We start from the raw sequence: 11,484 nt of genomic DNA, 5'->3' as shown, positions 1-11,484 counted from the left end.
TTAGCGCGCATGAAAGCAGTTCGCTTGACGACGGTCACGCTCGCGTCGATAAGCCTGCTCTCCTCGTGCGCAGCCAACCCGGGCCCGCCCCCGATCGTCGAAGAGACGGTGACCACGGAGACAGCGACGACGACCGTCCAGCCCGGCCCGACGCGGTCGCAAGTCCAGGTCGGGGTGCAGCCGCTGCGCAACGGTCTCAACCCGCACCTCATCGCCGATGAGAATTCGACGGTGCAGGATATTGCCGAGCTCACCCTGCCCAGCGCGTTCTTAGACGGGAAGATGAACACTGATCTGCTCGTCAGCGCAAGCGAGCTACCCGCTGGCGAGGGTGACGAGGACGCGGCAATGACCGTGCGCTACGAGATCAGCCCCGCCGCCCAATGGTCCGACGGCAGCCCCATTACCGGCGCCGACTTCGCGTACCTGTGGCGCGGCATGACCTCCACGCCGGGCACGGTCGACCCGGCCCCGTACCGCGCCGTGAGCGATGTGCGCGTTTCAGGCGGCGGCGGCAAGATCGTCGACGTCGTTTTTGATGAGCCGGTCCGCGACTGGCAGGGAATGTTCCGCAACCTGCTGCCGTCACACCTGCTCGATTCGACCGCTGCCGATTTCTCCGCTGCGCTCGCAGACTCGATCCCTGCTTCGGCGGGTCGTTATATGGTCGACCAGGTTGACCGCGGCAGCGGCATCATCACGCTGAACCGCAATGACCGGTTCTGGGGGCAAAGCCCAGCGAGCATTGACATTCTGACGCTGAATTCGGTGCGCTCCACCGAGCAGGTCGCCGACCGTCTGCGCGCCGGCCAGCTCGCCTTCGTCGATCACGTGCCGGGGGAGACATCGGCCGACGCGTACTCCCTCATCCCCGGAACCCAAGTCCGCACGGAGCGCGGACCACGAGAATTAGGCCTGGTCATGAGCGTCGATTCGCCCATTCTCAATGACCTTGCGGCACGCGAGGAGCTGCGCTCGCTTATCGATGTCCCCCTCATCGCCCGCATCGCCTCCTCCCGCTCCCGCGACGTCGATGCCGCCGAAGCGACTCCGGCGTTAGGGCGAGATGCGGGTGAGTTGCGCGCGGCCGTCGATAGGCAGAGGCCTTTGCGTATCGCCGCCGACCCGCGCGACAACGAGTCGATGCCGGCTGCCAGAGCGCTCGTGGACATCCTCAACGGTGAAGGAATCTCCGCGGAGACCGTCGCCGCCGACATGACCGATATTGCGGAGCGACTGCCTGCCGGTGAGATCGATGCGGTGATGAGCTGGTCGCTCACCAACAGCTCGACTGCGTGGGCCAGCAAGGTCCAATGCCCCTACACCGCGGAAACGGAAGCCGGGGACAGCGGCGCCCAGGACAGTGGCGGCGATGGGGCCAACGGCAACGACGCAGGAGGTGCGGGCGCTGACCGCTACGCCTCCGGCAACCTGAGCGGATTATGCACCCCGGACACGGACCAACTAGCCGAAGCAATTCTCGCCGGCGACATCTCCAGCCAACAAGCCCGCGAACAGGTCACCGCCGCCACCGCAATCGAAGCCGTGTGGGTGCCGGTACTGCGCGAGCGCCGGATCATCGTCCTGGGGCAAGGCATCATTGGCCCGTCGCCGAACTTGGAAGAATGGGACCGTGGCCTTGCCGGGGCCGACACATGGAAAGAGGACACAACCGCCAATGAGCAACGCACGACAGAACCCGAGTAACGGACACCCCAACGCGCACTCTGTTCCCAGAGACCTCGCTGGGTACCGCGTCGTCGCCGTCCACGCCCACCCGGATGATGAGTCCATCTCCACCGGCGGCGCCCTCGCTGACCTGTCTCGCCGCGGGGCCGACGTCCTCGTTGTGACCTGCACGCTCGGCGAGGAAGGCGAAGTCATCGGCGAGACCTACCAGGGCCTCGTCGACGACCAGGACCGGGGCGCCAACCAGTTGGGCGGCTTCCGCATCCACGAGCTGGCCCGCGCGTTGGACATCCTCGGCGTGCGCGGCGAGTTCCTCGGCGGGGCGGGGCAGTACAGGGATTCGGGGATGGTAGGGTCGCCGGCGTCACGCAATGCGCGGGCACTCGTGAACTCGGGGCAGCGCGCGGTTGACGACCTTGCCGCCATCTTCGAACGGGAACGGCCCCACCTCGTGCTCACATACGACCCCAACGGCGGTTACGGCCACCCCGACCACATCCGCGCCCACGAGATCACGCACGCCGCCGCCGACCAGATCGGGGGAGTGCCGCGCATTCTCTGGGCCACGCGCCTGCGCAGCGAGCTTGAAGCTGAAACCGCCGAGGTTGTCCCCGCAGGCTGGACCCGTCCTGCGCCGGGCGAGCTCGATGCCGTCGACACTAGCGACACCTGGGTGGAGATGAACGACACCGTCTACGCCACTAAGATCGACGCCATGCGCGCCCACGCCACCCAGATCTGGATTGCCGACGGCTCCACCTCCACCACCAACCCCCACGCCGCCTTCGGCCGCGCCCCCTCCGCCGACGTGACCACCTACGCGCTGTCCAACCTCATTGCTCAGCCCGTCATTCGCCGCGAGCACTACCAGCTCGGGGCCGGGCAGCCGCTGGACCACGGTGCTGACCTGCTCAGCGGCATCGCGCCGTGACGCCCGAGCCACCCATGCGCCGGGAGCCGCAGGTCCGCACTGACTTCAGCCCCTCCGAAGCGCGCTGGGCCATCGCGTGGCTCAGCATCGGCGCGATGTTCGCCGTGCTGCTGCAAGTCACCTCCATCAACGCCGCGTGGGGGATCCCTTCTATCGCTACCGCGTTCCTCTTTCAGGGGGTGGTCACGCGGACGGGGCGGTTGTGGACGTCGAAAAGCGTGCGCGTGCTCGTGCCGACCCTCGTGTGGGCCGCCTGCTTTGCAATGCTCTATTTCGGCGTCGACGTCACCAGCGATATCCTGAACAACAATTCCATTCGCGCACTCGCGCTGTTAATCGCCGGTTGCCTCGGAGGGGTTTGGCCCCTCCTACGGCGCAAGTGACATACTTGACGGGCAACAGGAAAACCCAGAGGAGCAACAATGACCTACATCATCGCCGAACCGTGCGTTGATCTGCTCGACCGCTCATGCGTCGAAGAATGCCCCGTCGACTGCATCTACGAGGGCAAACGCATGCTCTACATCCACCCCGACGAGTGTGTGGACTGCGGCGCCTGCGAGCCCGCCTGCCCGGTCGAAGCCATCTTCTACGAAGACGACCTGCCCGAGGAGTGGAACCACTACTACGACGTCAACGTCGCATTTTTCGACGAGCTCGGCTCCCCGGGCGGAGCGGCTGCCGCCGGCAAGTACGACTTCGACCACCCATTCGTGGCCGCGCTGCCGCCGATGCGGGAGTCCTAAATGCCGCGCAGCCCGCTCTCCTCGACCCTGCCTGACTTCCCGTGGGACACAATCCTCGACGTCAAGAAGAAGGCGGCCTCCCACCCGGACGGTTTGATTGACCTGTCCGTGGGCGGGCCCGTGGATCCGGTGCCCCCGACGATCCAGCTCGCCCTCGCAGAGAATGCTGCCGCGCCCGGATACCCGCAGACCATGGGCACCCCGGAGCTGCGCGAGGCGATCGTGTCGGCTCTGGAGCGCCGCTTCGGCATCGCGGGGCTGAACGAGAAATCGGTTCTGCCGACGATCGGCCTGAAAGAGGCCGTCGCGTGGCTGCCGACGCTACTCGGGCTGCGCGGCGAGACCGTGGTCATCCCAGAAGTGGCGTACCCCACCTACGAAGTCGGGGCACTCATCGCAGGGTGCAACATCGTGCGTTGCGACGATCCCGCCGACGCCCCCCGCGACGCCGCCCTGGTGTTCATCAACTCGCCCTCGAACCCGACCGGCGCCCTGGCATCGGTGGAGCAGCTGCGAGCGTGGGTTGAGTTTGCCCGCGACACCGGCGCGATCGTGGCCTCCGACGAGTGCTACCTCTACCTCGGCTGGACCACCGACCCAGTGTCCATCCTGCACCCGTCCGTGACTGACGGGGACAACACCGGGCTGCTCGCGCTGCACTCGCTGTCGAAGACCTCGAACCTCGCCTCCTACCGCACCGGCATGATCTCCGGCGACGAGAACCTGGTCCAAGAACTGCTGGAGGTGCGCAAACACGCCGGCCTGATCGTGCCTGGCCCGATCCAGCACGCAATGACCGCAGCACTGAGTAGCGACCTCCATGAGGAGCTGCAACGGTCGGTGTACGCCACCCGCCGCGTCGAGTTGCTGAAGGCTTTGCCCGGCGCTGGGTTCACGGTCGATGCATCCGACGCTGGCCTCTACCTCTGGGTGCGCCGCGAAGGCATGAACTCCCGCGAGGCGCTCGACTGGCTCGCCGAGCGCGGCATCCTCGCCGCACCGGGCGATTTCTACGGCCCTGCCGGCGCTCAGCACGTCCGCATTGCGCTGACCGCGACGGACGAGCGCATCGATGCCGCAGTCGCCCGCCTAGCGCAGTAGCGCTTCTGGTTCGTCGCAGCCGCGTCCACGGGCGGTTCGACCGGTTCGTGAGCAAGATAACGCCACGACAATCCCAGAGTTCGCGCGTTACCAGAGTAATGTTGCCGGGAAGTTGCGCGTCGATTCGGGCGCCACTGAGGACTAAGGACGCTCATTGACGGACACTGTGACACCGGCCGAACCACGGCCAGCTGAGGGCGGCGGGAGTACCGCTGTCCGCTTCGCTAACGGCGCACGAGAATTCATCAAATTCGGGATTGTCGGCGGGTCAGGGGTCTTCGTCAACCTTGCGGTGGTTTATGTAGTCAAGAAGGCGCTCGAGCTCGGGTGGGATATCCACGAGAACGAAGTCTTCATGAACTTGTTCGGCACGCGGTGGAACGTCCGCTGGTACCACGTCATCATGACCATTGCGTTTGTGGTGGCAAACACATGGAATTACCAGCTCAACCGGTCGTGGACATTCCGCAATGTGCCGAAGAAGTCGTGGTTGCGCGGCTATTTCCCGTTCCTGACCACGGGCATTGTCGCATTCCTCGTAAGTCAGACCGTGGCGACGTTGCTGATGAATCCGACATCGCCCATCGCGCTTTCCGACGACATCTTCGACAACTCCACCGGCTTCCGCACCAAATTCTACTGGTCCGCCGCGATTTCGACCCTGGTGGCGATGCCGGTCAACTTCGTCATCAACAAGCTCTGGACGTTCGGGAAACCGAAAAGCCCCCTCGCTGTCGTCTAGACCGGCTTCGCCGCCCCTCGAGCTCGCCGCCCTTCGAGTTCCCGCAGTCTAAGCGGCGGCAACTGCAGGACCGAAGAGAGCGTCCATGGCGCCGAACCTATGCCGCTGGTTGGTGCGCACGGTGCCGTACGGGGAGACCCAGACTGGCCGGCCGTCGCGGATTGCAATGTGGCCTCGGGAGCGGTGCACGTCTGGGGTGTCGTGGTTAATACGGTTGTGGTAGCGGCACAGCGGAACCAGGTTGGCGATGTTAGTCTCCCCGCCGCGCGCCCATGCTTCCGCGTGATGGACCTGGCAGAAGTCGGCAGCATGGTGGCAGTCCGGGTGAGCGCACATCGGCTGGACTGCCTTGGCCAGGTCGCGTTGCTTGGCGTTGGCCAGACGCTCAGTGCGGTACAGATTCACGGCGCCTTCGGTGGGGTGGAACACTGCGGCTTCCAGCTCGTGGTCGCCGGTGGCGATGAACTGGTCCATGAATTCCTTGCCGGTCATGGTGGTGCCGTCGGTCAAGCCAAGGATGACATCGTCGCCGTCGCCGTCGCCGCGCACAATACGCGTCCATTCCGGCAGGGGAACAAGGAGCATGGGGCGGGGTGAGGCTTCGGGGACGCTGCCGTCGCCACGCAATAAGGCAATGAGCTTGCGCGCCATGTGCGCCCCTGGAGAAACGTCGGCACCCATGCCGGCCGTAAGAACGTGTTTGAGGTCGGCGAGGAAGCGTTTACCGGTCGTCAGGGTCAGGGTGGCCATGTCGTCGTCGCCTTCACTGATCGCGGCGCGCTCCTGGCGCGCGGGTGGGTTTTTCGGCGGGACGATCTTCTTGATCAGTGCTCCCAAGGCTTTGAAAGTGCGGGTGGTGCGGCTGGCGGCGTCGAGAAGCTTCAGGCGCATGGTGTGGCGGCGTGTCGCATGCTTGATGTGCGCGATGGAGCGCTCGATTTTTGCGAGCATGCCCACGGAGAGGCCCAAGCGCATCGCTTTCTTCGAGGCTTTCTCGCGCTTGGCTGCAGATAAGCCATCGCCGAAGTAGGCATCATGGACAAGTTTCCAGTTGTTCACCACCGACGGCTCCACGCCGGCGCTGAGTGCTTGCTGTTTGTTGAAATCTTTCAACGCCCCCAACCTTGGGGCGCTGAACGCGCTGACAAGGTTATCGAAAGTTTCCATGCCTCACACGCTAAAAGCCCCGCACAAGGCGGGGCAAGAGCGTGCACACTGCAGTGTGCAACAGGGGTTAGTTCTTGTGCAGCTCTTCGTTGAGCTCGACGGCGTGTGCGCGGGAAGCCTCGACGGCGCCGGTCAGGGAGTTGCGGCGGAACAGGATGTTGTTGTGGCCGGACAGCTCGACGGCCTTGACTTCGTCGCCGGCGGAGCGGCCCAGGTCGGCGGCGATGTTATCGGTGATGACGACCTTGGTGCCGGCGGTGACGTACAGGCCGGCCTCAACGGTGCAGTTGTCGCCGAGCGAGATGCCGATGCCGGCGTTGGCGCCGAGCAGGCAGCCTTCGCCGATCTTGATGGTTTCCTTGCCGCCGCCGGACAGGGTGCCCATGATGGAGGCGCCGCCGCCGATGTCGGTGCCGTCGCCGACGACCACGCCAGCGGAAATGCGGCCCTCGACCATGGAGGCGCCGAGGGTGCCGGCGTTGAAGTTCACGAAGCCTTCGTGCATGACGGTCGTGCCTTCGGCCAGGTGGGCACCGAGGCGGACGCGGTCAGCGTCACCGATGCGCACGCCGGACGGCACAACATAATCGACCATGCGGGGGAACTTGTCTACGGAGAAGACCACGACTGGGCCCTTGGCTGCCAGGCGACCGCGTACGACCTGGAAGTCAGACACCTCGCAGGGGCCGTAGTTGGTCCATACGACGTTGGCCAGCAGACCAAACAGCCCGTCGAGGTTCGCCTCGTGCGGCTTGACTAGGCGGTGGGACAGCAGGTGGAGGCGCAGGTACGCGTCGTACGCATCTGCGGGGGCATCGCTTATCGACGCAATCCGCGTCTCCACTGCCACACGCGCCACCCCACGATCCTCATCCGGCCCGGCCAGGTCTTCGAACTGCTGCGGGGTCTCTTCGAGGCGCGTGGTGCCGGCTTCGGTGACGGACTCCCCAATCTTCGGGGCCGGGTACCAGACATCCAGAACGGTTCCGTCGTGGGTGACGGTGGCCAGGCCCTTAGCAATTGCGGTGGTCATCTCTGTATCAGCTCTTTCTGCTCAGTGATGCGACGTGTCTACGGGGGACACGTCGCGTTGTTTCCGTGAGCCAGCTTAGAGAATCGGGGGCGATATCTCAGCTTTGGCACGCGTGAAACGCTATTAGGCAGAGGTTTTGTTCCCGTCCGGTGCGATTTCAGCGTTGTTTTTGACGCTTCTACCGCGGGTGAGAAGAGACAAGCCCACCAGCACGAGGGAGAGGATGGTGACGGAGATGACTTGGGGGCGGGCGGAGGCGTCGAAAAGCATCAGGACGACCAGGCCGAGGAGCGCAGCGAGCGTGACCCACGGGACCCAGGATGCGCCGCGGACCTGGACGGCGGAGTCGGCGATGCCCGGCTTGAGCTTGATGTAGCTCAGCGTAATCATGATCCACACCACGATGAGGCAGCCACCGGTCGCGTTCATGATGAAATCGATCATGCCCGGCGGGTTCCACCACTGCAGACCGACCGCCACGAAGGCGAAGAAGACGGAGACGAGCACCGAGTTGATCGGCACTCCGTGGGCGTTGGTGCGGGCCATCCAGCGCGGAGCGTCACCCTCGAGTGCCTGCTGGTAGGCCAAGCGGGACGTGCCGTAGATCTGCGCGTTGAAGGCCGAGAGCAGCGCCAAGACAATGACCGCCTCCATGAAGCCGGCCGCGCCCGGGATGTTGGCCAAGTCGAGAACTTGGGTGAAGGGGGATTCTGCGGCGGTGTCCGCGCCGTCGATCTGCCCGTAGGGGAGCAGCAGGATGATCACGATGACCGAGCCGATGTAGAACAAAGCGATACGCCAGATGATGGAGTTGACGGCGTTGCGCACGTTGCGGGCGGGGTCCTCGGATTCGGCGGCGGCGATGGTGACCACCTCGATACCTCCGAACGCGAAGGCGACCGCGAGAAGGCCCGCAGCGATACCGGCGATGCCGTTCGGGGCAAAGCCGGATTCGGTCACGTGGGTGAACCCGACGAAGCCGGTGGCGGGCAAAAGCCCGAGCCATAGGGCGGCACCGATCACCAAGAAGAGCAGGATCACGGCGACCTTGATCATGGCGAACCAGTACTCGAACTCGCCGAATCCTTTGACCTGCGCGAGGTTTACGGCGGTGAGAATGCCCACGACGACGAGCGCCGGAACCCACTGCGGCACCCCGAACCAGCTTGCCATGATGGCAGAGGCGCCAGTGATCTCCACACCGCACGCCATGATGAGCAAGAACCAGTAAATCCAGCCGAGGAGGAAGCCCGCCCAGTGGCCGTACGCTTGGCGTCCGTACGTCGCGAAAGAGCCTGACGACGGGCGCGCCGCCGCCATCTCACCCAACATGCGCATCACAGAGATGACGACGATGCCGGCAATGACGTAGGCCAACATGATCGCTGGCCCCGCCGCACGGATGCCCACGCCGACGCCGAGGAACAGGCCCGCACCGACGGCAGTGCCCAGGCCCATGAGCGTGAGGTGGCGCGACTTCAGGCCGCTGCCGAGTTCAGAATTCGCGTCCGCGGTCGACGCGGCGGCGGTTGTGGTGGCGCCGTGGTTGGCGCCGGAGTCCGGCCCGGAGGTGTTAGCGGCAGTAGTCATCGACGGGGTCCTTCGGTGGTGGTTTCGGTTGTGGAGTCGGTGTCTGCGGTGGCTTCATCGAGCGCTGCGGGTGCTGCGGGGGAGTTCGCGGCAATATCAGCGCGGCGGCGCTTGAACGCGCCGGTGTTGGTCCAGATCAGCCCGGCAACGGTGATCACGGTGACAACGACGGCGACGGCAATGACCTGGAAGCGGCCGCCGTCGTCGGTAAGCATGAGTACAACAATCCCAGCAGCCAGCGCAATGGTTGCCCACGGCAAGACAGACGGGGCCCACATGCGGACATCGGTCAGCTGGCCGGAGGCCTCCAGGCGCGGGTGGAGGCGCAGGAACGAGAACGCGATGGCGAACCAGATCACGATCAAGCAGCCGCCGACGGCGTTGAGCAGGAAGGCGAGCAGCCCCGGCGGGTTCCAGTATTGGAGGGCGACGGCGACGAATCCGAAGATGACGGAGACGATAACCGCGCGCAGGGGGACGCCGCGGGCGTCGGTAAGCGAAAAGGCGCGGGGGGCGTCGCCACGCACGGAGAGGTTGTGCAGGAAGCGCGAGGAACCGTAGATCTGCGTGTTGCACGCGGACAGCAGCGCGACGACGATGACCGCCTCCATAATGCCCACGGCGCCGGGGATGTTGGCCAGGCGCAGCACGGCGGTGAAGGGCGATTCGGAAGCGTCGGACGCGCCGCCGATCTGGTTGAACGGCAGCAACAGCACGATGAGCAGCACGGAGCCGATGTAGAAGACGGAGATGCGCCAGATGATGGTGCGGATCGCGGAGTGGACGGCGACCTCGGGGTCTTCGGATTCGGCGGCAGCGATGGTGACCAGCTCAATGCCGCCGAAGGCGAACGCGACGGCGAGCAGCGCGGTAGCCACGCCGCCCCAGCCGTTGGGCATGAAGCCGACGTCGCTGACATTGGACAGGCCGACAAACGACGTGCCCGGCAGCAGTCCCAGCCACAGCGCGACGCCGAGAATCAGGAACGCCACGATGACTACGACTTTGATCAGCGCGAACCAGAACTCGAACTCGCCGAAATTGCGCACGGCCGCGAAGTTGATCAACGTGAACACGACAATCGCCACAAGCGCCGGAATCCACGGCGAGATGCTGAACCAGGCGGCGATGATAGCGGAGGCACCGGTGATCTCCACGGCCATGATCATGATCATCATGAACCAGTACAGCCAGCCGATAAGGAAGCCGGCCCAGGGCCCGAACGCTTCCTCGGCATAGGTGGAGAAGGTGCCCGACGACGGGCGCGCGGCGACCATCTCGGCGAGCATCTGCATCACGCACACGGTGATGGCGCCAGCAATGATGTAGGCGATGAGCACAGCGGGGCCGGCGGCTTGAATACCCACCCCGGTGCCCAGGAACAGGCCGGCACCGATAGCTGAGCCGAGTCCCATCATGGTCAGGTGACGGGTTTTCAGCCCGGCGTTCAGGGATGTTGACATAAATGTCAAGTCTAGGAATAGCGGGGGCTGACCAAGAAATCAGGGGAGGATTTCGCGTTATTGCGCGCGCCGCTCGCGGATCACCGGTGTGGCGCTGTGCGCTTCGTTGGTGATGGTGATGTCGGACTGGCCGTTGATGGTGCGGGCGGGAACGTAGGATTCGAAGCCGGTGCCGATGCGGGAGTCATGGAGAATAGTGCCCGGTTCGAGCATGACGCCGGCGCCGATTTCGCAGCGGTCACCCAGGTCGAGGTCAATGATGCCGGCGGAGGGGTGGATGATGCAGTCCGCACCGATGTGGAGCGGGGTGCGGTTGGATCCGCCGGAGCGGCCGGCCATGACGAGCGACGACAGGCCCAGGTCGGAGCCGCCGCCGACGACGCACGCCGATGACAGTCGCCCTTCGATCCGGGCAGCGCCGAGTGTTCCGGAGTTGTAGGAGACGTAGCCTTCGCGGTTCACACTGGTGCCTTCGGCGAGGTAGGCACCAAGGCGGACGCGCTCGGCCTCGGCGATGGTCACACCGGTGGGCACGACGTAGTCGACCATGCGGGGCAGCCGCTCAATGCCGTAGACGTGAATGGTGCCGCGGGCGCGCAAGTTGGTGCGCACGTACTCGAAGTCGTCGGGCAGGCAGGGGCCTTTGTTGGTCCAGGCCACGGGCACGAGGTGCTCGAGGCAGTCGGTCATGTTGATCTCCAGCGGCCGCACTTTGCGGTGGGAGAGCAGGTGCAGGCGCAGGTAGACATCATGAGCGTCGATGGCGGGAGCGTCCAGGTCGGCGATTTCGGTGAGCACGGGCACCACTTCGACGCGGCGGTCCCTGTCCATTCCGACGAGGTTGAGCAGGCGCTGCGAAAGGTCGTTGGCGCTGACGCGGCGGGTGGAGGGGGCGAGGATGTCGGCGGGGTCGTCGATAAGCGACACGGAGGGGTACCAGCTGTCCAGCACGGTACCGTCGGCGGCGATGTTGGCGATTCCTACTGCGCGTGCGGATTGACCCATGCGTCACATCGTACGAA

The 11,484-nt window shown here is 65.1% G+C and carries 11 protein-coding genes; 6 read left to right on the top strand and 5 right to left on the bottom strand.

Annotated features, from left to right (window positions below):
- Positions 1–9: 9 nt before the first annotated feature.
- The 6 genes from KBX17_RS07670 (at position 10) to KBX17_RS07645 (ending at position 5,209) form a co-directional block, all read left to right on the top strand.
- A complete protein-coding gene (locus KBX17_RS07670; RefSeq protein ID WP_256019211.1) occupies positions 10–1,707 on the top strand; it encodes an ABC transporter family substrate-binding protein in 1,698 nt (565 codons plus the stop codon).
- On the top strand, positions 1,679–2,620 hold the full coding sequence (mshB, locus tag KBX17_RS07665; protein ID WP_256019209.1) for an N-acetyl-1-D-myo-inositol-2-amino-2-deoxy-alpha-D-glucopyranoside deacetylase: 942 nt from the start codon (positions 1,679–1,681) through the stop codon (positions 2,618–2,620). The genes KBX17_RS07670 and mshB overlap by 29 nt, the downstream gene beginning before the upstream one ends.
- Complete coding sequence (locus KBX17_RS07660; protein WP_255995259.1) at positions 2,617–3,003, top strand: hypothetical protein; 387 nt, start codon at positions 2,617–2,619, stop codon at positions 3,001–3,003. The genes mshB and KBX17_RS07660 overlap by 4 nt, the downstream gene beginning before the upstream one ends.
- A 39-nt stretch (positions 3,004–3,042) precedes the next feature.
- A complete protein-coding gene (gene fdxA / locus KBX17_RS07655) occupies positions 3,043–3,366 on the top strand; it encodes a ferredoxin (protein ID WP_255995260.1) in 324 nt (107 codons plus the stop codon).
- Positions 3,367–4,467 (top strand): succinyldiaminopimelate transaminase, encoded by a 1,101-nt coding sequence (gene dapC / locus KBX17_RS07650; protein WP_005290818.1) that lies wholly within the window; start codon positions 3,367–3,369, stop codon positions 4,465–4,467.
- A gap of 166 nt (positions 4,468–4,633) precedes the next feature.
- Positions 4,634–5,209 carry a GtrA family protein gene (locus KBX17_RS07645; RefSeq protein WP_370687597.1) on the top strand — a complete coding sequence of 192 codons (576 nt, stop codon included), beginning with the start codon at positions 4,634–4,636 and terminating at the stop codon, positions 5,207–5,209.
- A gap of 48 nt (positions 5,210–5,257) precedes the next feature.
- Here the strand turns inward: KBX17_RS07645 and KBX17_RS07640 are convergent, their stop codons facing one another.
- The 5 genes from KBX17_RS07640 to KBX17_RS07620 form a co-directional block, all read right to left on the bottom strand.
- On the bottom strand, positions 5,258–6,376 hold the full coding sequence (locus KBX17_RS07640) for an HNH endonuclease signature motif containing protein (protein WP_256019200.1): 1,119 nt from the start codon (positions 6,374–6,376) through the stop codon (positions 5,258–5,260).
- 67 nt (positions 6,377–6,443) lie between these two features.
- On the bottom strand, positions 6,444–7,409 hold the full coding sequence (gene dapD / locus KBX17_RS07635) for a 2,3,4,5-tetrahydropyridine-2,6-dicarboxylate N-succinyltransferase (RefSeq protein WP_256019198.1): 966 nt from the start codon (positions 7,407–7,409) through the stop codon (positions 6,444–6,446).
- Positions 7,410–7,532: 123 nt separating this feature from the next.
- Positions 7,533–8,867, bottom strand: a complete 1,335-nt coding sequence (locus KBX17_RS07630; RefSeq protein ID WP_256019279.1) for an amino acid permease — start codon at positions 8,865–8,867, stop codon at positions 7,533–7,535.
- 128 nt (positions 8,868–8,995) lie between these two features.
- The gene (locus KBX17_RS07625; RefSeq protein WP_305086235.1) at positions 8,996–10,462 is read right to left on the bottom strand and encodes an amino acid permease; all 1,467 of its coding nucleotides are present in this window, start codon (positions 10,460–10,462) and stop codon (positions 8,996–8,998) included.
- A 57-nt stretch (positions 10,463–10,519) separates the two neighbouring features.
- The gene (locus KBX17_RS07620) at positions 10,520–11,467 is read right to left on the bottom strand and encodes a succinyltransferase (protein WP_255997016.1); all 948 of its coding nucleotides are present in this window, start codon (positions 11,465–11,467) and stop codon (positions 10,520–10,522) included.
- Positions 11,468–11,484 lie beyond the last annotated feature (17 nt).

This window comes from Corynebacterium sp. CCUG 65737, assembly GCF_024454115.1.
Taxonomy (GTDB): Bacteria; Actinomycetota; Actinomycetes; order Mycobacteriales; family Mycobacteriaceae; genus Corynebacterium; species Corynebacterium genitalium.
Note: the sequence above shows the minus strand (reverse complement) of the source record. Positions and strands in the feature narration are given on the sequence as shown.

Excerpts from the sequence above, each read along its gene's own strand:
- KBX17_RS07670 (WP_256019211.1), top strand. The coding sequence starts at position 10 with ATGAAAGCAGTTCGCTTGACGACGGTCACGCTCGCGTCGATAAGCCTG.
- KBX17_RS07625 (WP_305086235.1), bottom strand. The coding sequence starts at position 10,462 with ATGTCAACATCCCTGAACGCCGGGCTGAAAACCCGTCACCTGACCATG.
- dapC (WP_005290818.1), top strand. The coding sequence starts at position 3,367 with ATGCCGCGCAGCCCGCTCTCCTCGACCCTGCCTGACTTCCCGTGGGAC.
- fdxA (WP_255995260.1), top strand. The coding sequence starts at position 3,043 with ATGACCTACATCATCGCCGAACCGTGCGTTGATCTGCTCGACCGCTCA.
- KBX17_RS07640 (WP_256019200.1), bottom strand. The coding sequence starts at position 6,376 with ATGGAAACTTTCGATAACCTTGTCAGCGCGTTCAGCGCCCCAAGGTTG.
- dapD (WP_256019198.1), bottom strand. The coding sequence starts at position 7,409 with ATGACCACCGCAATTGCTAAGGGCCTGGCCACCGTCACCCACGACGGA.
- mshB (WP_256019209.1), top strand. The coding sequence starts at position 1,679 with ATGAGCAACGCACGACAGAACCCGAGTAACGGACACCCCAACGCGCAC.
- KBX17_RS07620 (WP_255997016.1), bottom strand. The coding sequence starts at position 11,467 with ATGGGTCAATCCGCACGCGCAGTAGGAATCGCCAACATCGCCGCCGAC.
- KBX17_RS07630 (WP_256019279.1), bottom strand. The coding sequence starts at position 8,867 with ATGGGCCTGGGCACTGCCGTCGGTGCGGGCCTGTTCCTCGGCGTCGGC.